Origin of the sequence: Haloarcula salina (genome assembly GCF_010119195.1) — an archaeon.
Lineage (GTDB): Archaea > Halobacteriota > Halobacteria > Halobacteriales > Haloarculaceae > Haloarcula > Haloarcula salina.
In genome coordinates, this window is sequence record NZ_WRXL01000002.1 from 557,040 (window position 1) to 575,328 (window position 18,289).

The following is an 18,289-nucleotide window of genomic DNA, read 5'->3' on the forward strand; positions in this document are numbered from 1 at the left end:
GCGATGGTGAACGAATCAGGGTCCGAGACGAGTGCTGAGTCGGTCGTCGTCCTCAATCCGGTGAGCGGCGACGGGACGCACGTCGATCCGGTCCGCGAACAGTCCGCCGTGCGTGGCTACGGCGTCCGCGAGACGGAGTCGGCGGGCGACACGGCGTCGCTGACGAAGGAGGCCATCGACGCGGGCGCGACCGAGATCCTCGCCGCGGGCGGTGACGGAACGGTAAACGGCGTTGTCAGCGGCGTCGTCGAGGCGGACGCGCTCGACGCCGTCACCGTCGGCGTCCTCCCCTGTGGGACGGGCAACGACTTCGCCGAGAACGTCGGAATCAGCGATATCGAGCAGGGGTTCGACGCGGTCGAAACGGGGGAGCGCCGGCGCATCGACCTCGGGTTCGCAGACGAGGCCCCGTTCGTGAACTCCTGTGTCGGCGGGCTGACGGCAGAGTCGAGCGCAGAGACGGATCCGGACCTGAAAGATCGGTTCGGGTCGCTGGCGTACGTGATCACGACGCTCAAGACGATCCCGTCGTTCGACGGGATTCGAATGACAGTGACGCTCTCGGACGAGGCCGACGGCCCGTCGGTGTGGTCGGGGTCGGCCATCGCCGTCCTGATCGGGAACGCCCGCCGATTCCCGCCGGGCGGCAGCACGGCGGCCAACGTCGAAGACGGTCGATTCGACGTCACGGTCGTCGAGGGGGACGGTTCGATGGGCCTGCTGGAGACCGGGACGGTCGAGCGCCTGTTCACGCAAGATACCGAGCGGACCCATCGCTTCAGGGTCCCATCGCTCGACGTCGAGGTCCACGCGGACGAGTCCGCGGCGTTCAGTCTCGACGGGGAGGTCGTCGAGCGGACGGCCCTCTCGGTGCGCGCACGCCAGCAGGCGCTCGACGTCGCGGTCGGTCCGGGCTACGACCCCGACCCGGCCGGGGCGGGAAAGTAGCGATGCTCAGACTCGACTTGCACACGCACACCCGGTTCTTCCACTGGAACGAGGGGTCTCCGACGTGGTTCGACCCGCTCGGCGCTCGCCTGCTCGGGCGCGTCGCCCGCCACAGAAACCTCGACGGGATGGCGCTGACGAACCACGACTACTACCGCCCGTACGAGCCGGGGTCCTCGCTCGTGACGCTTCCGGGGATCGAAGTCTCGACGACGCGCGGCCACGTTCTGGTCGTCGGGCCTGATCCGCCGACGGACACCGCCCCCGACAAACACACGCCGGCGGCGGTGGCCGACGCGGCACACGACCACGGCTGCGCGGCGATTCTCGCACACCCCTATCGGAACAGCACCGTCGCCGAGAGCGACGCCGCGCTGGACGCCGTCGAGGTCAACGGTAAGCACCCCCAGCGCCGGGCGAAAGTCGAGCGACTCGCCGTCGAACTCGACCTGCCACTGGTCGGCGGCAGCGACGCACACTACCCGATCGAGGCGGGGCGTGCGTTCACCGTCGTCGACGCGAACGAGCGGACGCCCGAGGCCGTCGTCGAGTCCATCCGCGACGGGCGCGTTGAACCGCGCGTCGACAACCGCCTCTCGGATCGCCTCCTCCGAAAGCTATACGCACGGGTCCACCGTGCGAAGGGACACGCCGACCGGAGCGACTGAGGGGGACGGATCTTTCGCAACTCCCGACGTCTAGCGATAGCGGCGTTCTGCGCGTAGAGGGTGTAGTCCGCACCGACGGTGACCCCTCTCACCGATTGTCGATATCGCCAGTGACGAAACTTTTTTGTCTGTATCCTCTGGATGTGTCACACGTATTTAGGCAAGCCTAAAAATGATCCGCAATCACATCGGCCACAGCAGAGCGCACCTCGGCGAACAGTCGATAGTAATCCGCAGTCGCGGTACCGCCGGTGTACTCGTGACCCTCCGGCTGTCGGAATGACCGCCCAACGGGAATTCGACCAGTGGGCCGCGTCGGGAAGAGATCGCGACATGGAAGAGACTCACTGGAACACGGCAAAGCACGCCCTCGCGATGATGCCCGTCGAATCGGGCGACGCCGTTCTCGATCTCGGTACGGGGTCGGGATATGCGTTGCGGGCGCTCGACGAGATACACGCGCTCGACCGTGGTGTCGGCCTCGACGCAAGCCCGGAGATGGCGACCAACGCACGCGAGTACACTCGGGCCGACTCCGTCGGGTACACGGTGGCCGACTTCCATCACCTTCCGCTCACAGACGACAGTGTCGACCACGTCTGGAGCATGGAGGCGTTCTTCTTCGCACACGAACCGGTCGAGATGCTCGAGGAGATTCGGCGAGTGCTCCGCCCCGGAGGGACGTGCTTCTGTCTGGTGAACTTCTACGAGGAGTCCGAACAGTCCCACCGGTGGTGCGATCGAATCGATCTGCCGATGTACCTGTGGAGTCAGCGAGAGTATCGAACGCTGTTCCGCGAGGCCGGATTGCGCGTCGCCGTACAGGAGACGATTCCGGACGAGGAAATCGACATTCCGTCCGGGGAGCAGTTCCCCACCGACGAGTGGGAGACGCGCGAAGCGATGGTCGACCGCTATCGGACGTGGGGGACGTTGCTGACCGTCGGGGTTGCACCGTAGCCGGTGAGGATGGCCCACGGCGTGATTCGCGGGTTGCCTCTTGCTCCCGGCCGGACTCGCCGACTGGGGTGGATGCTCCCAGTCATGTTCGGGGAAACGATTAACGGTCCGCCACGCAGAAGTTCGAGTGCATGGGATTAGGTGTGCCTAAATCACTGTGGCAGTACCGGGGCTTTCGGGTCGCTGACCGACGCAGAGACACCAGTATCTGATGTTCGACCCCGTGACGAGCACCGGCGAACGGGGACCGTCGCCCCGAGAGTTCACTCCACTGGCACGCAGCGTCTTCCGGGGGAGTCGTTCGAACGGTGTGGAGGATCCTGGGCGGTAGCTAATGGCACTCAAACCACGACTCGTACTCGCCACGCTCCTGACCGCCTCACTGCTCGGTGCGTCCCTCACCTGGGCCGGTTCCGCGGTGTCGCTCGTCGTCCCGTTCGCCTCCTGGATCGCGGTCGTCTCCCTGGGGACTCTACTGACTGCCGGACCCCTCTGGTGGATGTTTACTGAAGTGACGGAGGTGCAACCGGACCGACTCGCTCGCCGGTGGGCGACCCTCGTATACACCGCAGGTGGTGCAGCGGTAACAGGCCTCTGTATTCGACTGCTCGGTGGCGGAGCGGTCGTAAACCGCCCCCTCCCGTCCACGATGCCTCTCGCCGTTGGAGTGGTGGTGCTTGGCGGACTCGCGGTTGGCGTCCGGCGAATGGACCGGACGCGGCCGTCGCACCGGTTCGTCGGCCTCGGTTCGGCGCTCGCCGTCGGTGGGCTCGTCGGACTCGCGTGGGCCGACGTCGGTATGGGTGGCGGAACACTCGGGGAGACGGTCGTGCGAGCGATCCACCTCGTCGCTGCGGGTGCGTGGATTGGCGGGGCGGTCTGGCACAACACGGTCGTGGTACCGTCGCTCGCGGCGCCTGACGGTGACGGGCTCAAGACCGTTTTACGTCGCTTTCAGCGGGCCGTTCCGGTGCTCATCGTCGCGGTCTTGGGGACGGGCGTCCACCAGGCGACGACCTGGCTGGGAACGGCCCCGTCGACGTACCTCTCGACCAGCGCTGGTCGTTTCGTCACGCTGAAACTCGCGGCCGTCCTCGCCCTCGCGACGGTCGTCGCTCGCTCGCTGTTGAAGCGGCGTTCAACTGCCACTTCGACCGCCGAGAGCACGTCCTAGTGGGGCCAGCCAGTCTCGCCCGAACATGTGCGGGAAAACCTTTTTTCTCGGGCCGAAAATAGAACAGCGCATGGTTTTAGGCAAGCCTAAAACAGGCGAGTGTCGTACGGAACGCTGCTCGAGTTCGCGAAGGCGGTTCCTGAAGATCGGTGGCGTGGCCGCCGCTAGTTGTCTCTCCGGGTGTACCAGCGTCCTCGGCGGGAACAATCTCGATACGCTCTCGATCGCGTACAAGCCCATCTTCCCCTTCCTGCAGTTCCTCGTGATGGACGAACGCGGGTATCTCTCCGATGTCGGGCCGGACGTCGAGTCGACGAACTTCGCCAACCAGGGGCTGAACATCGTGTCGGCCTATTCCGACGGCGACGTCGACGTCGCGTTCATCGGTATCACTCCCGCGATCCGCATGAAGCACAAGGAGGTTCCCGGGAAAGTTACAGCGGCGAATCAGACCGGTGGCTTCGCGGTCCTCACCAGCGACGAGTTCGCCTCCCTCTTCGAGGAGCACGGCGCCGACGCCTTCCAGGCGTTCCGGGAGGAACACGACCGGAAATTCAGGTTCTCCACCTTCCCGAAAGGCAGCGTCGCCTACGTCTTACTGCGCCAGTGGCTCGACGCCGAACTCGGCGTCGGCACGGAACACGTCGAGACCGAGAACATGGCCGGTCTCGGTCCAGTGAAACGGTCGCTTCTGTCCGGTAACGCCGACGGGACGCTCATCATGGAACCGATCCCGACGATACTCGCGGCGAAAGACGCGCCGTTCCGACGAATCGCCCACACCGGCGAATTCATGGAGGGGCCACCGGGTGGCATCATGTTCATGCACGATCGGCTGTGGGACGAGAATCCGGGCGTCGCGAAGGACGTGCTCCGGGCGCACATCCGAGCGACCGAACTCATCAACGAACAGCCCGCGGAGGCCGCACAGGCCGTAAGTACCGTCTTCGGCGACTCCCTCTCGACGAAACTCGCCGAACGGGCCATTCGGTCGGAGGTCTCGAACTACATCACCGATCCACGGACCATCTCCGCCGGCACCGAACGGTGCATCGAGCGGATGCATTCGCTCGGCCAGATCGCCGATCCCGTGTCGAACGAGGCCATCTTCGAACCATCGCTCTACGAAGACGCCACCGAGTAGGGATGGCGAACGATTTCTCCCTGCGGTCCGGCACCGAACACGGCCACCGAACGTCGACCCGTGACCTGAGCCGGAAGTGGGACTACGCCAGGCTCCGTCGTGGCGTGTTCGGGACGGCCGCGTTCCTCGTCGTCTGGTGGGTGGCAGCGTCCACTCAACCGACGTACTTGCTCCCCAGTCCGCTGGAGGTCGGGGGCGCTCTCTGGGGCGAACTCGCCAGTGGAGCCCTGTTCGTCCACCTGGGACAGAGCCTCCTCCACTACCTCCCTGGTGTCGCCCTGGGCGTGACGGCCGGCGGCGCGCTCGGCATCGCCATGGGCTGGTGGGGGCGCCTCGACGACGTCCTGACGCCTGTCGTCCGCGTCCTCAGGCCGATTCCGCCGCTGGCGTGGATCGTGTTCGCGATCATCTGGTTCGGCCTCGGGCACACCGGTGCCGCGTTCATCGTGTTCATCGGGGCGTTCTGGATCACGTTCTACAACGCCTACAGCGGGGTCGAGAACTCGTCTCGAGAGTTGCTGGAGGTTGCGACGAATCTCGGCATCGACAGCGAGTACCGGCTGATTCGACGGGTCGTCATTCCCGACGCGACCCCCGAACTCCTGACCGGCATCCGGACGAGCGTCGGCCAGTGCTGGATGATGGTCGTCGCCGCCGAGCTGTTCGGCGCCCCCGGCGTCGGATACGAGATCATCACGAGCGCGAACAACCTCGCGATGGAGCGGAGCGTCGCCTACATGCTGGCGATCAGCGCCGTCTTCCTCGCGAGCGACTGGGGAGTTCGCCGCCTGGAAGCGAGACTGCTCCGGTGGCAGCCATGACCGACACCGTCTCGTCTCCGGCCCCGACAGTCGCGGTCGAAGGCGTTCACAAACGGTACGAGACTACTGACGGAGCGGGGACGACCGCGCTCGCCGACGTCTCGTTCACCATCGACCCCGGCGAGTTCGTCACCGTCGTGGGGCCGTCTGGCTGTGGCAAGACGACGCTCGCACGGCTCGTCGGCGGATTCGAGTCTCCCACCAGTGGCCGGGTTCTCGTCGACGAGACGCCCGTTACCAGTCCGGCACCGGACCGGGCGATGGTGTTCCAGGCGTATCACTTGTTCCCGTGGCTCTCTGTCCAGGAGAACGTCGCCTTCGGACTCGTCGAACAGGGGGTGGCCGAAGACGTACGGAACGAGCGCGTGGAGGCGATGCTCGAGTTGGTCGGATTGAGCGACCGTGCGAGCGCGTATCCCGCGGAACTCTCAGGCGGCATGAAACAGCGGGTGGGGCTCGCCCGAGCGCTAGCGGTCGATCCGGGCCTGTTGCTGATGGACGAACCGTTCGGGAGCGTCGACTCGCAGACGCGGCGGCGCCTCCAACGTGAACTCCTGGACATCTGGCGCACCGTGGAGAAGACCGTGGTGTTCGTCACCCACGACATCCAGGAGGCCGTGCTGATGAGTGACCGAGTCCTCGTGCTGACGGGAACGCCCGGCCGAGTCCGCGACGACGTCACCGTCGAACTGCCTCGGCCGCGAGACCGGACAGACGACGCGTTCATCGGGTACGTGGACACGCTCTTCGACCTGGTCGAAACAACGATCTGAGCGCCGACACCACGGCACAGACTTCGCCCCTCACACCTATCTCGGAACGCGTGACGGCCCAGGGAACGTCCGGTGGGCGACACCTGCGTTACCGGTGATTCGAGGGCGGAACGTCAGTTCCCTCTACGGCGTGCCGGTGGGAGGGACAGCGTGATCCACTCGCGCCTTGCATTCGACGCGGCAGTCACTGCCTATCACCGCCTGGCGGTGACGACACGGTCACTGTACTGCACACCGGATCCCACGTCCGTCGTGCGAACGGCGTGTGACGCGTTTCGGCTGGGACGGTGGCTTCGGTGACGAGGTAGCGCGTCAACGTGGCGTCGCCGCCGACTCAGAGATAGGCCGGATCCCACTCGTCCGGCCGGTGCGTGTTTCCACAGTCGGTGCACTGGAGTCGTTCGAGTCCGTCGGAGGTAACCGACGTGCTCTCACACGCCGAACAGAGGTAGCCGACGCGGGTCCCGCCGTCGTCGCGAACGGCGTAGAACGGTCCGCGCGCTCCCTGGAGCGACTCGTCGGTCGCGACCGGCTGGCGCTCCCCGTCCAGCGTGACTTCGTCGGGGACGCTGTCGTCTCGCTCCTGACGGTCCGGGTTCGCTCTGTGCCGCGTGTACACCTCGACGGTGAACCGCTCACCGCCGACTTCGGTGGTGTACTGCTCGCTCGCGTAGAGCCCGAACCGTTCCAGGAACGGTGCGCCTTCCCTGGCGCTCTCCAGCGCCCGGGCGGTGAACTGCGGTGCCGTCGTCTCCGCCTCGCTGCGGAGTTCCTCGACGAGCGCCCGGCCGACACCGCGGCCGCGGGCCTCCGGGTGGACGTGGAGCCACTCGATGGTCGTCCCGTCGCCGAGTTCGCCGAACCCGACGAGGCGAGTCCCGTCGTCGTCGGACTCCTCGGCGACCACCAGTTCGTCGTCTCCGTTCTCGATCCGCTCGCCGACCGGGGCCGGTGCGAACGTGGTTTCGACGATGGTCGCGATCTTCGCCGGACTGAGAACGTACGACGCGCGGAACGACCGCCGAGCGATCGATTCGATGGCAGTGCTGTCGTCGGCCGTCGCGGGGCGTATCTCCATACGACGTGTCGGTCTTCTGTGGTGATAGGCGGCGTCCCTGCAGGTGAAGGGCAGTCCCGCCACGCCGTCGGATCGCGGTGGGTCGGTGCCCCTGATTGGTGGGTCGATCTATGGGCGGCGCGGCCGTGGCGGCCAGAACAAGTGGCGCAACTGGGCGAGCGATGGCGGCCGCCTCGCCTGCTGGATTCCGGTCACCACGCGGTGAACCGGTCCGTCTCGAAGGTCGCCGCCTGTCGACGGATGTAGCGCCGCTGGGTTTCCCGGACCGCGCGATCGAGGGATGCCCCCTCGTCGAGTCGGCTGCGTGCCTGATCGAGCTTCCACCTGGCGGGAGTCTGCCGGGTTCGAGCGCGCGATTCGAGCGGTGCGAGCAGGTCGTCCGCGTAGTCGGCGTCGAACCCGGCCGTTTCGAGCCCAGCGCGTGCACACGCGAACAGGTCCGCATAGAGCGCGTCGGTGTCGGTGACCCGGTCGCCCGAGCGGTCGATCCACCGGAGATCGGCCGACAGCCCGTCGGTCGCCGCCGCGTAGAAGTTGCGGCGCGCGTCCGCCCAGTCGAGGCGGCTGACCGGGTGCTCCCGCCGGGCGAGGTCGGTCAGCAGCCCGGCGAAGAGGCCGACGAACGCGATAGTGTCCCCCAGCGTGGGCTGGCCGGCCAGCGGACGGAACTCGATGCGCACGTTCGGTTCCCCCATGACTCCCTCGTCGAACACCGGTCGGACCCAGCGCCAGTAACAGCCGTGCTTGTGCGTGAAGTGCGTCAGCGCCGACGGATCTTCGAACAGTCTGGGGACGATGGTCGGGTCGGAGGCGATGGACTCGACGGCGTCGCCGACGGACTCGATGTCCTCCGGGAACGCGACCTTTGCCGGCCCGTCCTCGTCGTTCATCACGGACTCGAACACCCCGATCCGGTTCTCCATCCTCGCGCCGTCCAGGATCGTCTCGCCGTCGACGTCGTCGTAGAATGCCGGCGGGAAGAGCGGTGAGTTGACGCCGAGCGCGAGGATCGGCCCCGCGACGCGGAGCGCGTACCGGAAGTACGTCGGTAGCTCGCTCGCCTGCTCGACGACGAAGTGGGGCTGGATCGACGTCGTGAGGCTGTTCAGCAGTGCCGTCTTCCCCTCGTAGGTCGCGTTGGGAGCGTCGATTCTGGTGGCCGCGGACTGCCCTTGCGCGTGGTATCTCGCGGTGTCGCACATGTTCGTCGCGAGCACCGTGTCGTCGGTCGTGGTGTGGTCGGTGAGGTACTCGACCCCCGTCTCAGTCTGTGGCGAGATCGTCCAGAACCCGTCGCTGACCAGTCGTTCCTCCGGATCGAGGAGCTCCTCGCTCGCAGCCTCGAATCGCGCCCGCATCTCGGATTCGATGGTCTGGAGGCCCGCGGCGCTAAAGGGTTGGGGCGACGACTGAAACTCTATCTGGTGGCGACCGATCTCCTTCTCACAGCCCAGTATCTCGTCCGTGCACCGCGGAAGCGTCGTGAGCGCGTTCTCTCGATCGACCACGTAACACTCGTACTCCAGTCCGGTCGTCGCCAGTTCGCTGTCGAACGCTCCGTCTTCGACAGCGCTGACGAGCCACGAGGCCTCCTCGCGAACGCGGTGGTCGAACTCGGTCGGGTCGCGAGTGCAGAGCGAGTCGACCTGTGACGCCAGTTCTGTTTCCTTCATATACACTGACACTCGCCCTGCCCCCCTCAGTCTAGAGCTTGTATATACGCGGTGTTCGCCACAGCGACGGCTTCGGGCCAGTATGCGATCGAATCCGAGCTGCCGCTACAGCCCGCTCTCGCCGTCTCCGGGCCGACCCGAACCCGTCCGATCACGGCGTCCGTCGGCCGCTTCGCTCCCGTCGATGGCCGCCCTCGCGTCGTCGTCCCAGTCCTCGAAGTAGCCGTAGTCCCGCATCGTCGCCATGCCCGCGATCGCCGCACGGAGACTGATTCCGATGAGTGGAACGTCCGCGACCGTGACGACGACGTCCGCCTGCAGGACGACGCCGTCGCGCAGGAGCACGTCGAGCAGGTCGACGACGGCGTCGCCCTCACGGGTGGGTTCCATTGCTCACTGTGGAGACGCCGTGAAGGCGGCGTTCGGCAGTCATTGGTCGGTCTCCAGCGTCGGTGCGAAGGTGTAGGGCGGCCAGGGACCGGTGTAACGGACTTCGACGCCGGGCGTCGCGGCCACCTCGTCGAGGCGCTCCCCGATGGCGGTCGCCGCGGCGTCGTCGGCAAGCGCGGCGAACGTCGTTTCGAAGTCCGCGTCGTCGGCCCGGTCCGTCTCGACGAGCGAGGAGACGGTTCGGTCGACGGACTCGACTTCTGTCGCGTGGGACGCGAGAGTCTCGCGGACCGCCGCCGCCGTCTCCCGCCACTCGGTCGCGACCAGCGACCGCTCACGCTGCCGGGCCTGCTTCTCGCGCAGGAAGGCGGTACCGGAGCCGGCCTCGGTCGCGTCGTCTCGAAGCTCGTCGAGGCGCGCATCCGCGTCGACCGCGCTCGCTCCGAACGGGTCGGCGTCACAGCGGAGTTCGATGCGATACTCGCTGTGGCCGGCGAGGTCGTCGAGCGCCGACCGGAGCGTCGGGCCGGTTCGCTCCAGCCACGCCGCCACCGATTCGTCGTCGCCCTCGACGATGGTGTCGAACCGGACCGGTAGCGGGGTCCCGAAGCGGTCGTGGACGGCGTCGACGACGCCCTGGTGTTCGAGCAGCCACCGCTTGACCGTCGCTCCGTCGTTCGAGTCGTAGGGGTCGTTCCGGCGGTGCACGACCGCCCCGACCCCGTCGTCGAGGACGAGGTAGGGTCGTTCGCCGTCGACGCCGTCCGTCGACAGTCCGGTGCCGTCCGCGACCTCGGGCGCGTCGATGAGGGCGGCCACGCAGTAGAGGTAGCGGCCCGTCCCGGCGGATTCGCCGTCCGGGCCGGCGTCGCCGACCGCCTCGGTGCTGTCAGTCACGGGTCCCTCCGTCGTCGGTCGTCCGCGACGTCGACGGACTCGTGTCGGCCGCGACGCCGGCGGTCGGGTCCTCGGGATCGACGGACTGGAGCGCGTCGGCGACCAGCCCGTCGAGGTCGGAGCGGATTCGATCGACTTCGGTCGAGATCCCGGTGTTCGTCTTGATCTCCTCGATCTGGGCTTCGATGGCCTGTAGCTGCTGGCCGAGTCGCTCGACCTGCTCGTCGCTCAGGCGCCCGGACTCCATCCGCCGAATCGCCTCCCGCTCCATCGCCTCGACCAGCAACTCCACGACGGCGACGACCAGCGAGAGGAGGCCGTCGCCGGCGTCCTCGCCGTCGACGTCAATCGTCGTCACCGTTCGATCCTCCGTTCGTCGCCTCTCCAGCGGGGCTTTCGGCCCCCGCTTCGTCCGCCGCCTCGGTCGCGGCTCGCTCGGTGCGCTCGCCGTCGGGCACTTCGGCAGTCGGCGTGTCCGGAACGCTTTCCTTCGGACTCTCGAATCTGCCCTCGTGCGGCGGTCCGAGCCGGTTCCGGTTGGCGACCTGTTCGATTCGTTCCTGGTCGGTCCCCTCGGGGAATTCGAGTCCGTACTGTGCGGCCGTCTCGAAAGACGCGACGGCGGCCCGAATCTGGATCCCCAGCAGCTCGGTGTCGCCGACGGAGACGGCGATGTCGGCGTTGATGACCAGTCCCTTGTCGAGCAGCAACTCGACGACGTCCGCGAGGTCGGCAGAGGCGCGGGTCGGGCCCGGACTACTCATCGGTTTCCTCCTCGTCGAACCGACTCCCGTAGATCCGGCGTCGGTTCGGCGCGGTCGAGTACCGGGTCTCCTCCGGGACCGTCGAGAACGCGGCGCGCCCGGACGACGGGCGCTGGGACGACATGGTCGACACTGCCGTCGGGTTTCGCGAGTTCGACGTCTTCGAGTGTCGCCGCTCGCTCTGTTCGATGTTCTCCTTCCGCAGCTGTTGCAGGCGCTCGCGGGCTTCGAGGATGCGCTCGCGGAACGCCCCGACCGAGTCGCTGATCTGCGACTGGATTGCGTTTTCGAGGGATTCGGGGTCGAAGCCGTCGTCGTCCGGACCCAGCCCCCCCAGTCCGTCGGTGGCGGACGCCTCGTCGGCCGTCTCGTCGCCGGAGCCGTCGTCGTCGGCGAACGGTCCGTCGAGGGAGATCCCCTCGAAGAACCCCTCGTCGGATTCCTCGTCGAAATCGTCCAGTTCGTCGTCGAGTTCCCGGGACTGTCGCCAGAAGGCCCTGGCGTCGACCGCGTCCCAGACCTCCGACATGTCGGTCACCGAGAGGAGCTTGCGTAACTTCACCGCGGCCGTGGGATTGCGGTCCTCGATGGCGTCGGGGACCTCCTCCAGTTCGATCGCCTCGGGGAGCGACTCCCACTCGATCTCGCCGAGGAGGTCCGTCAGGTCGACCGTTCCGAGCAACTCCTCGACGGAGTCGGCGACGTCGTGGGCGTCGTCGAGCGAGTCGATCGCTCGCTCGACCGAGTCGTGGCCGGCCGCCGCCCGTTCGGCACTCGATAGCAGATCGTCGATACGACTGAGGAGCGCGTCGGCCGTCTGGCCGTGTGCGTTCTGTGTCATAGTGTGATCGTCGTCGGGTTCGTCATCGTTTGACCTCGACTCTACCGCTGAGTCGCTCGCGGGCGGCCTCGGCGACTTCGAGTTCGGATTCGAGGGTCGCTTTGCGCCGTTCGTACGCGTCCGCGTCCAGTTCACCGACCTCGTAGAGCAGACGGACCTCTTTGAGGTCGTCGCGGATCCGTTCCACGTCGTAGCGCTCCTGAAGTGCCATGTCGTGGATGACCGTCAGCAGGGACGTGATCGGTCTGAGGAACAGATCGTCGAGGAGGAACATTCAGGCCTCCGTCGCGATGGTGAAGTCGACGAAGCTGTAGGGTGCCCACGGCCCGGAGTACTGGACGGTGAGTTCGGGGTGACCCTCGCGGACGGCGTCGACGGCCCGGTCGAACCGCTCGCGGTCGTCGCGGGCGACGAGGTACGCGCGGTTCATCAGCAGTCGGTCGCTGAACAGGTCGCCGTCTTCGACGTCTTCGGCGTGGTCGTCGAGTTCGGCCTCGATGGCCGCGCGCGTGTCGTCGGGATCGGTCAGGCCCCCCTCCGGAACGAGCACTTTGATGCCGACCTCCTCGCGGCCGGCGGCCTGCCGGAGCGAGCCCGTGAGTTCGACCCGGCTGTTCCGAAGGACGTTCTTCAGCGCGCGTTCGGAGTCGAACACCATTCCGAAGCGCATCGGGACGACCGGGCGACCGTCGCCCGCGGTCATCACCTCGCGGAGGACGTCGTCGTGAGCGCGCGCGTTCTCGTCGCTCTCGTCAGGATCGAGCGTGTCGATGCCGCTGACGACGGCGGCGTGTTTCCGGTGAGAGATCGTGTACACGTCGCTCGCCGCCTCGACGCCCGTCGTCGAGACGTCGATCGCCTCGTCTTCGACAATCCCGTACACGTACAGCTTTTCGTCGGCGACGGTCTGTTCGGCGCTCATGTGCAAAACACCGCTTCATAGTGACGAAGCGTTGCTGCTGGCAGTCGCAAGCCTGAGGTGGTCAGCGGTGGCGCTTCTCGGACTGCGTGAGCGAATCGCGCCACAGTGGGCCTCTCTTGGGCTGTCGGTGGCCTGCAACTGCAAGCGTCAGTGACAGGTACCGTTCTCCCCTCGTGAGAGGTATGGCAAACCCCGATTCCAGCAGCCTGGCAGCAGTGCTCGACCGCATCCTCGACAAGGGTCTCGTCGTCGACATCTGGGCGCGAGTTTCCGTCGTGGGCATCGAGATCCTCACCGTCGAAGCACGCGTCGTGGCCGCCTCCGTCGACACGTTCCTCCACTACGCGGAGAACATCACGAAGATCGAACAGGCGAGCCAATCCGGGGACATGGAGGAGCTGAAAGACATCGAGATCGAGAAGCCCGCCCGCCCGGACAACTACCAGCAGGCGCCCTCCCAGTAACGCTCGGAGGATAGTTCGAACCCATGTCACAAACAGACGCAGAGACTACCGACCAGTGCCGCGCGCTCACCAGCGACGGCGACCGATGTCAACACTCGGCGTCCGACGGTACGTTCTGCCACCAGCACGACGAGTCCGATCCGACCGTCGACAGCGATGACGAGACGGCCGAGCGGGACGACGACAGCGAGGGCCCGTCCGAGACCGACGACTCGTCCACAGATGGCGACTCGACCGGCGGAGACGAGGCGGACGCTATCAGCGAGGTCGCCCCGCTCGTCGAGATCCGCCGAAAAGCCGAGTCCGTCGCCGCGGAACTGATCGAGCGACCGCTCGACGGCGTGGTCGAGGTCTACGCGGACGACGACGGGTGGATCGCGGTCGTCGAAGTGGTCGAGCGGCGCGCGGTCCCGGACACCCAGGACATCCTGGGCTGTTACGAACTCACGTTCGACGGCGACGGGACGGTGACCGGCTACCGTCGCCGCTCGCGTTACCGCAGACTCGACACCGATCGACAGGAGGGATTCGAATGACGACACGCCAACCACTTCGACCGACGATGCATAGATACAGAACGGCGTCTTGGCCCTCGGTAGAGGGGTGAGATGACGAATGGCGACAATCGTTACCGGAACGATCCCGGCCGAAGAGTTCGCGCTCGTACACACGCTCGAGACGGAGCCGACGACCCGGTTCGAGTGCGAGCGAATAATCAAGAGCGGCGAAGAGGCGGTCATGCCGTTACTCTGGGCGCGCAACGTCGACCGCCTGGAACTGGAAGACGCGTTCGACGCGGACTCGACCGTCGACAGGGTCAGACTGCTCGCCGACTTCGACGACGAGTACCTCTACCGGATGGACTGGGTCGACCACGTGCAGCTCCTGCTTGGGATGCTCACGAACGGGGAAGCGACGATCCTCGACGCGTACGGCAAACGAGAGGAGTGGTGTCTCCGGGTGATGTTCCCGACGCGGGACAAGTTCTCGGAGACGCACGACTTCTGTGCGGAGCACGGGCTCACGTTCGATATCGACTCGATTCGAGAGCTGGACGGACAGCCGGCCGGCCGGTTCGGTCTCACAGAGGGACAGTACGACGCGCTCGTCCTGGCGGCGAAAGAGGGGTACTACTCGGTGCCCCAGGAACGGACACTCGAAGAGCTCTCGGACGAACTCGGCATCACCCACCAGGCCCTCTCCGAGCGACTCCACCGTGGTACCGAGGCGCTCGTCGAAGACACGCTCCTCGTCGGAACCGATTCGACGTGAGCGGGCCGGGCGCTGGTCTCGGCCTCGCCACGGCTCAGTCAGGGCGGCGAACCGTCGGGTGAATCGGTGGCGTTCACCGCACCGCTGTGACCGTCACCGCTCGCGTCGCGAATACCGGTTCCGTCCGCGCCGGCGTCTGCGGGAGCGTCCCCGAGATCCGAATCGAAGACGTCGCTGTCGCCGACCATCGGTTCGAGCGTCTCGCGCAGGGCGGGTCCGGGCAGGGTTTCTTCGTCGAGTTCGACGAGCCGCTCGGTGGCGGCGTTCACGTCGACGTTCTCGGCGGCGACGCGGAACGTCTTGCTGGCGACACGACTTCCGACTTCGCTCCCGAGCGTCCGTTTGGCGAGGCCTCCGACACCAGTTCCGTCGATCAGCCGGGCCACGAGGAGACGGCCGACCGGTCGACCGACCGCCTTCGTGAGGTCGTCGACGTCGACGGGGTTCTCCGCCGGTTCGTCGGCCAGTATCGCCTCGAAATCGACCGCCTGGAGGATCTCCTTGGCCACGTCGGCCGCGAAGACGAAATCGAGCGTTCGTTCGACGTGTTCGAGTCGCGCATCGATAGTGGAATCACTCATTACGATACGACGGACGAGGGCCACGAGGATACTGCTGTGGCCTTCGAGTGCAACGCTGTCGCGCCACGACCTGAACGCATCGGGCCCGGAGAGCGTCCGCAGTGGACGAACTGGCTTGCGCCTGCAACCACCGGAGGAATACCTCCCGACGGCGTACGCCTCTCCGATGCCGTCCACTCGATTCGCCGTCCGCGCCCCCGGACGCGAAACGATCGAAGCAGCGGGAACGGAGTGGGTTGGGTCCCGATCCAGGTCCGATTCGCCGTGTCAGCGGTCGTTCGAGACGCTATCGGGAGTGTCGCCCGGGGGGGATCACGACTGATGACGGACAGCGGATCCGACGCGGACGCCAGCGTCGAGGCGACGACCGACACGCGAGCGGACCAGGAGAACATCCTCCGTGTACAGATTCGTGAGGGCCTGAGCGAGCTCAACCGGCCCGCGGACGGCCTGGCGCTCTCCGGGCTCTCTGCGGGTCTGGATATCGGGTTCGGGCCGCTGCTGATGGCCATCGTGCTGACGGTGTCCGAGTCCGCAAATACCGCCCCGCTCGTCGAGGAACTCGTCCTGGCGAACGCCTACGCGATCGGATTCGTCTTCGTGGTGCTCGGCCGGTCCGAGCTCTTCACCGAGCACACGACGTTGGCCGTGCTCCCGGTCCTCGACGGACAGGCGAACCTCGGACAGCTGGCTCGTCTCTGGGGGATCGTCTACGGAGCGAACGTCGTCGGCGGCGCAGTGTTCGCGGCGATCGTCGTCTTCGTCGCCCCGGGTCTCGGCGTCGCCGACGCGAGCGCGTTCGTCGAGATCGCGAAGTCACTGACAGAACACAGATGGCAGATTATCCTCGCGGCCGGGGTTCTGGCCGGCTGGCTCATGGGCCTGCTCTCGTGGCTGGTCGCGGCGGCACAGGAGTCCGTCGCGCGCTTGTTGTTCGTCTGGATCATCGCCACCGCGATCGGCTTCGCACACCTCCCGCACAGCATCGCCGGCACGGTGGAAGTCCTCGCGGGCGTGTTCGTGGCACCATCGCTCACGATGCTGGACTTCGCTCGGTTCCTCGTCCCGGCCACGGTCGGCAACGCGATCGGCGGCTCGATCTTCGTCGCCGTGTTGAAATACGGCCACGTCGTCCGCGGGAGTACGGTGCCGGACGGGACCGGCACCGAGTGACGTCCTCGCATCTCGGTATGCCCTGGTCACGTTCAGCAGAGATAGGGCTATAGATTGGCAGAGATACGTCCAGAACCAGCGACCGGGGCAGAAAAGACGAAATATCGCGGCGGTCGCCACAATATTTTGGTAGTTCGGCAAGAGAACGGGACAGAATAGAGATAAATAACGCATATACAATCAAAAAAGGTGCGAGGTGGTTTTCCAGATCTCAGAATAGAAGTATATGACTGTGTCTTCGGTATGATGGGGATATATCTGGCAGAACTGACAACAGATGGTAATCAGAGACGGCGGTAGTTGGCTGTGTCGACGTGCTTTCGGTCCGTTCGTGTCCGACACGGTGACGCGGATCTCTGTCGACCACCAGTCTGGGGAATTGGACGAAAGTATTATATAGTACCTCCTTTCCACACAGGCATTCCCGAAAACGGGGGATACGATCACGTTTGATGAAAGTGCGTTCGTCAATATGGAACAAACTCCGCCGAGTCCACAACCGAGTCAGCCGTGTTTGCGGCGACTCCGATCCGCGTCGTTATCCTCCGCTCGGCCCTACAGTACGTGGTAACGGCGGCCCTGCCAGCGAGGGACAAAATAACTAATGTACGTCTGTCATCCACGCTGTTCACCAATACTGAACAGTGATTCGGGTCGCGGTCCTGTCGGTCGAAATAGGCGAAACCGAAGCCAGGACGGCGAGAGGGGAGTCGTCCCGACGGGACGGGACGAAACGCTCGATCCACGACGTGAGCGGCGAATCGCGATGTCAGATTCCCGAAGGTGAGAACGCACGCGAGCGAATTTTACTGCCGGCAACACAATATTTTTGTACAATTATAGTCTGCTACTGTTTATGAGGTACTACCAGCTACGCGGCGGCGATTCCCAGCGGTTAGCCGTGTCGGCGGGCGAGGACACCTACGATCTGACCAGCGCCAAGTCACAGCTCCGGACGTTTCGTGATCTCCTCAGGGCGGCCTCGATCGCCGATACCGGGCCCGACGAACTCGCGTCGCGACACTTCGCCGCCGCGGAGACGATCTCTTCCGAGGAACTGGAAGCCAACACCGCGGATCCCGTCACCGCTGACGAGGTGTGGGCCGCGGGCGTCACCTACCAGATCAGTGAGGAGGCCCGCAAGGACGAGAGCGACATGCCCGAGATGTACCTCAACGTCTACGACGCCGAGCGGCCGGAGATTTTCTTCAAGTCGACGCCGAATCGAACCGTCGGCCCGGACGAGGACGTGGGGATCCGCGCGGATTCCGAGTGGGACGTCCCGGAACCGGAACTCGGAATCGTGCTCTATGAGGGCGACATCGTCGGCTACACCATCGGCAACGACATGAGCAGCCGGTCGATCGAGGGCGAGAACCCCCTCTATCTCCCGCAGGCGAAGGTGTACGACCGCTGTTGCTCCGTCGGGCCGACGGTCGTCACTGACATCGAAGACCCGCACTCCCTGTCGCTCTCGATGACGATCCACCGGGACGGCGAGTGTCTCTACAGCGACGAGACGAACACGAGCGAGATGGATCGCACCTGCGAGGGGCTCGTCTCGACGTACACCGCACACAACGCCGTCCCGGAACTGTCCGTGCTGCTCACCGGGACGTGCCTCGTCCCCGACGACGACTTCACCCTGCAGGAGGGCGACGAAGTCGCGATCACTATCGAGTCGATCGGTACGCTCAGGAACACCGTCACGGTCGTCTAATCCGGTCGGGAACTGCGTTTTCGCCG

22 protein-coding genes are annotated in these 18,289 nt (G+C 65.8%); 12 read left to right on the forward strand and 10 right to left on the reverse strand.

Annotation, left to right across the window (positions count from 1 at the left end):
* Positions 1-3 precede the first annotated feature (3 nt).
* The 7 genes from GM656_RS07885 (at position 4) to GM656_RS07915 (ending at position 6,488) form a co-directional block, all read left to right on the forward strand.
* Positions 4-948: a diacylglycerol/lipid kinase family protein gene (locus tag GM656_RS07885; protein WP_162413111.1), complete on the forward strand. Its 945-nt coding sequence runs from the start codon at positions 4-6 to the stop codon at positions 946-948.
* A 2-nt stretch (positions 949-950) separates the two neighbouring features.
* Positions 951-1,616, forward strand: coding sequence for a PHP domain-containing protein (locus GM656_RS07890; protein ID WP_162413112.1), 666 nt, complete (start codon positions 951-953; stop codon positions 1,614-1,616).
* 279 nt (positions 1,617-1,895) lie between these two features.
* Positions 1,896-2,576, forward strand: coding sequence for a class I SAM-dependent methyltransferase (locus tag GM656_RS07895; protein ID WP_162413113.1), 681 nt, complete (start codon positions 1,896-1,898; stop codon positions 2,574-2,576).
* 334 nt (positions 2,577-2,910) lie between these two features.
* Positions 2,911-3,750 carry a hypothetical protein gene (locus GM656_RS07900; protein WP_162413114.1) on the forward strand — a complete coding sequence of 280 codons (840 nt, stop codon included), beginning with the start codon at positions 2,911-2,913 and terminating at the stop codon, positions 3,748-3,750.
* A 154-nt stretch (positions 3,751-3,904) separates the two neighbouring features.
* Positions 3,905-4,894, forward strand: a complete 990-nt coding sequence (locus GM656_RS07905) for an ABC transporter substrate-binding protein (RefSeq protein ID WP_241692723.1) — start codon at positions 3,905-3,907, stop codon at positions 4,892-4,894.
* A gap of 2 nt (positions 4,895-4,896) precedes the next feature.
* Positions 4,897-5,715 carry an ABC transporter permease gene (locus GM656_RS07910; protein WP_162413116.1) on the forward strand — a complete coding sequence of 273 codons (819 nt, stop codon included), beginning with the start codon at positions 4,897-4,899 and terminating at the stop codon, positions 5,713-5,715.
* Positions 5,712-6,488, forward strand: a complete 777-nt coding sequence (locus GM656_RS07915; protein WP_162413117.1) for an ABC transporter ATP-binding protein — start codon at positions 5,712-5,714, stop codon at positions 6,486-6,488. Before GM656_RS07910 ends, GM656_RS07915 begins: the two co-directional genes overlap by 4 nt.
* A gap of 334 nt (positions 6,489-6,822) precedes the next feature.
* On the opposite strand, the gene GM656_RS07920 is transcribed toward GM656_RS07915, so the two are convergent.
* The 9 genes from GM656_RS07920 to GM656_RS07960 form a co-directional block, all read right to left on the reverse strand.
* Complete coding sequence (locus GM656_RS07920; protein ID WP_162413118.1) at positions 6,823-7,566, reverse strand: GNAT family N-acetyltransferase; 744 nt, start codon at positions 7,564-7,566, stop codon at positions 6,823-6,825.
* 191 nt (positions 7,567-7,757) lie between these two features.
* Positions 7,758-9,239: a hypothetical protein gene (locus GM656_RS07925; protein ID WP_162413119.1), complete on the reverse strand. Its 1,482-nt coding sequence runs from the start codon at positions 9,237-9,239 to the stop codon at positions 7,758-7,760.
* 105 nt (positions 9,240-9,344) lie between these two features.
* The gene (gene gvpM, locus GM656_RS07930) at positions 9,345-9,629 is read right to left on the reverse strand and encodes a gas vesicle protein GvpM (protein ID WP_162413120.1); all 285 of its coding nucleotides are present in this window, start codon (positions 9,627-9,629) and stop codon (positions 9,345-9,347) included.
* Positions 9,630-9,668: 39 nt separating this feature from the next.
* Positions 9,669-10,526: a gas vesicle protein GvpL gene (gene gvpL, locus GM656_RS07935; protein ID WP_162413121.1), complete on the reverse strand. Its 858-nt coding sequence runs from the start codon at positions 10,524-10,526 to the stop codon at positions 9,669-9,671.
* Positions 10,519-10,884 (reverse strand): gas vesicle protein K, encoded by a 366-nt coding sequence (locus GM656_RS07940; RefSeq protein WP_162413122.1) that lies wholly within the window; start codon positions 10,882-10,884, stop codon positions 10,519-10,521. Before GM656_RS07940 ends, gvpL begins: the two co-directional genes overlap by 8 nt.
* Positions 10,871-11,290, reverse strand: a complete 420-nt coding sequence (gvpJ, locus tag GM656_RS07945) for a gas vesicle protein GvpJ (protein WP_162413123.1) — start codon at positions 11,288-11,290, stop codon at positions 10,871-10,873. The genes GM656_RS07940 and gvpJ overlap by 14 nt, the downstream gene beginning before the upstream one ends.
* Entirely contained in the window at positions 11,283-12,131 is an 849-nt protein-coding gene (locus GM656_RS07950) for a hypothetical protein (RefSeq protein ID WP_162413124.1), read from the reverse strand. Before GM656_RS07950 ends, gvpJ begins: the two co-directional genes overlap by 8 nt.
* A 22-nt stretch (positions 12,132-12,153) precedes the next feature.
* Positions 12,154-12,405, reverse strand: coding sequence for a gas vesicle protein GvpG (gvpG, locus tag GM656_RS07955; RefSeq protein WP_162413125.1), 252 nt, complete (start codon positions 12,403-12,405; stop codon positions 12,154-12,156).
* Positions 12,406-13,053, reverse strand: a complete 648-nt coding sequence (locus GM656_RS07960) for a GvpL/GvpF family gas vesicle protein (RefSeq protein ID WP_162413126.1) — start codon at positions 13,051-13,053, stop codon at positions 12,406-12,408.
* Between the two features lie 182 nt (positions 13,054-13,235).
* Here GM656_RS07960 and gvpA point away from each other — a divergent pair, with 182 nt between their 5' ends.
* The 3 genes from gvpA (at position 13,236) to GM656_RS07975 (ending at position 14,789) form a co-directional block, all read left to right on the forward strand.
* Positions 13,236-13,517 carry a gas vesicle protein GvpA gene (gvpA, locus tag GM656_RS07965; RefSeq protein ID WP_162413127.1) on the forward strand — a complete coding sequence of 94 codons (282 nt, stop codon included), beginning with the start codon at positions 13,236-13,238 and terminating at the stop codon, positions 13,515-13,517.
* A 23-nt stretch (positions 13,518-13,540) separates the two neighbouring features.
* On the forward strand, positions 13,541-14,053 hold the full coding sequence (gvpO, locus tag GM656_RS07970; RefSeq protein ID WP_162413128.1) for a gas vesicle protein GvpO, halophile-type: 513 nt from the start codon (positions 13,541-13,543) through the stop codon (positions 14,051-14,053).
* A 79-nt stretch (positions 14,054-14,132) separates the two neighbouring features.
* Complete coding sequence (locus GM656_RS07975; protein WP_162413129.1) at positions 14,133-14,789, forward strand: helix-turn-helix domain-containing protein; 657 nt, start codon at positions 14,133-14,135, stop codon at positions 14,787-14,789.
* 38 nt (positions 14,790-14,827) lie between these two features.
* On the opposite strand, the gene GM656_RS07980 is transcribed toward GM656_RS07975, so the two are convergent.
* Positions 14,828-15,370, reverse strand: coding sequence for a hypothetical protein (locus GM656_RS07980; RefSeq protein WP_162413130.1), 543 nt, complete (start codon positions 15,368-15,370; stop codon positions 14,828-14,830).
* Positions 15,371-15,691: 321 nt separating this feature from the next.
* Here GM656_RS07980 and GM656_RS07985 point away from each other — a divergent pair, with 321 nt between their 5' ends.
* Both GM656_RS07985 and GM656_RS07990 read left to right on the forward strand, forming a co-directional pair.
* Entirely contained in the window at positions 15,692-16,543 is an 852-nt protein-coding gene (locus tag GM656_RS07985; RefSeq protein ID WP_162413131.1) for a formate/nitrite transporter family protein, read from the forward strand.
* An 856-nt stretch (positions 16,544-17,399) separates the two neighbouring features.
* On the forward strand, positions 17,400-18,263 hold the full coding sequence (locus GM656_RS07990) for a fumarylacetoacetate hydrolase family protein (protein WP_162413132.1): 864 nt from the start codon (positions 17,400-17,402) through the stop codon (positions 18,261-18,263).
* Positions 18,264-18,289 lie beyond the last annotated feature (26 nt).

Coding starts and splice junctions, on each gene's coding strand:
- gvpO (WP_162413128.1), top strand. CDS start 13,541: ATGTCACAAACAGACGCAGAGACTACCGACCAGTGCCGCGCGCTCACC.
- GM656_RS07915 (WP_162413117.1), top strand. CDS start 5,712: ATGACCGACACCGTCTCGTCTCCGGCCCCGACAGTCGCGGTCGAAGGC.
- GM656_RS07910 (WP_162413116.1), top strand. CDS start 4,897: ATGGCGAACGATTTCTCCCTGCGGTCCGGCACCGAACACGGCCACCGA.
- GM656_RS07975 (WP_162413129.1), top strand. CDS start 14,133: ATGGCGACAATCGTTACCGGAACGATCCCGGCCGAAGAGTTCGCGCTC.
- gvpG (WP_162413125.1), bottom strand. CDS start 12,405: ATGTTCCTCCTCGACGATCTGTTCCTCAGACCGATCACGTCCCTGCTG.
- GM656_RS07885 (WP_162413111.1), top strand. CDS start 4: ATGGTGAACGAATCAGGGTCCGAGACGAGTGCTGAGTCGGTCGTCGTC.
- GM656_RS07950 (WP_162413124.1), bottom strand. CDS start 12,131: ATGACACAGAACGCACACGGCCAGACGGCCGACGCGCTCCTCAGTCGT.
- GM656_RS07920 (WP_162413118.1), bottom strand. CDS start 7,566: ATGGAGATACGCCCCGCGACGGCCGACGACAGCACTGCCATCGAATCG.
- GM656_RS07960 (WP_162413126.1), bottom strand. CDS start 13,053: ATGAGCGCCGAACAGACCGTCGCCGACGAAAAGCTGTACGTGTACGGG.
- GM656_RS07990 (WP_162413132.1), top strand. CDS start 17,400: ATGAGGTACTACCAGCTACGCGGCGGCGATTCCCAGCGGTTAGCCGTG.
- gvpA (WP_162413127.1), top strand. CDS start 13,236: ATGGCAAACCCCGATTCCAGCAGCCTGGCAGCAGTGCTCGACCGCATC.
- gvpJ (WP_162413123.1), bottom strand. CDS start 11,290: ATGAGTAGTCCGGGCCCGACCCGCGCCTCTGCCGACCTCGCGGACGTC.
- GM656_RS07900 (WP_162413114.1), top strand. CDS start 2,911: ATGGCACTCAAACCACGACTCGTACTCGCCACGCTCCTGACCGCCTCA.
- GM656_RS07980 (WP_162413130.1), bottom strand. CDS start 15,370: ATGAGTGATTCCACTATCGATGCGCGACTCGAACACGTCGAACGAACG.
- GM656_RS07890 (WP_162413112.1), top strand. CDS start 951: ATGCTCAGACTCGACTTGCACACGCACACCCGGTTCTTCCACTGGAAC.
- GM656_RS07925 (WP_162413119.1), bottom strand. CDS start 9,239: ATGAAGGAAACAGAACTGGCGTCACAGGTCGACTCGCTCTGCACTCGC.
- GM656_RS07985 (WP_162413131.1), top strand. CDS start 15,692: ATGACGGACAGCGGATCCGACGCGGACGCCAGCGTCGAGGCGACGACC.
- GM656_RS07895 (WP_162413113.1), top strand. CDS start 1,896: ATGACCGCCCAACGGGAATTCGACCAGTGGGCCGCGTCGGGAAGAGAT.
- gvpM (WP_162413120.1), bottom strand. CDS start 9,629: ATGGAACCCACCCGTGAGGGCGACGCCGTCGTCGACCTGCTCGACGTG.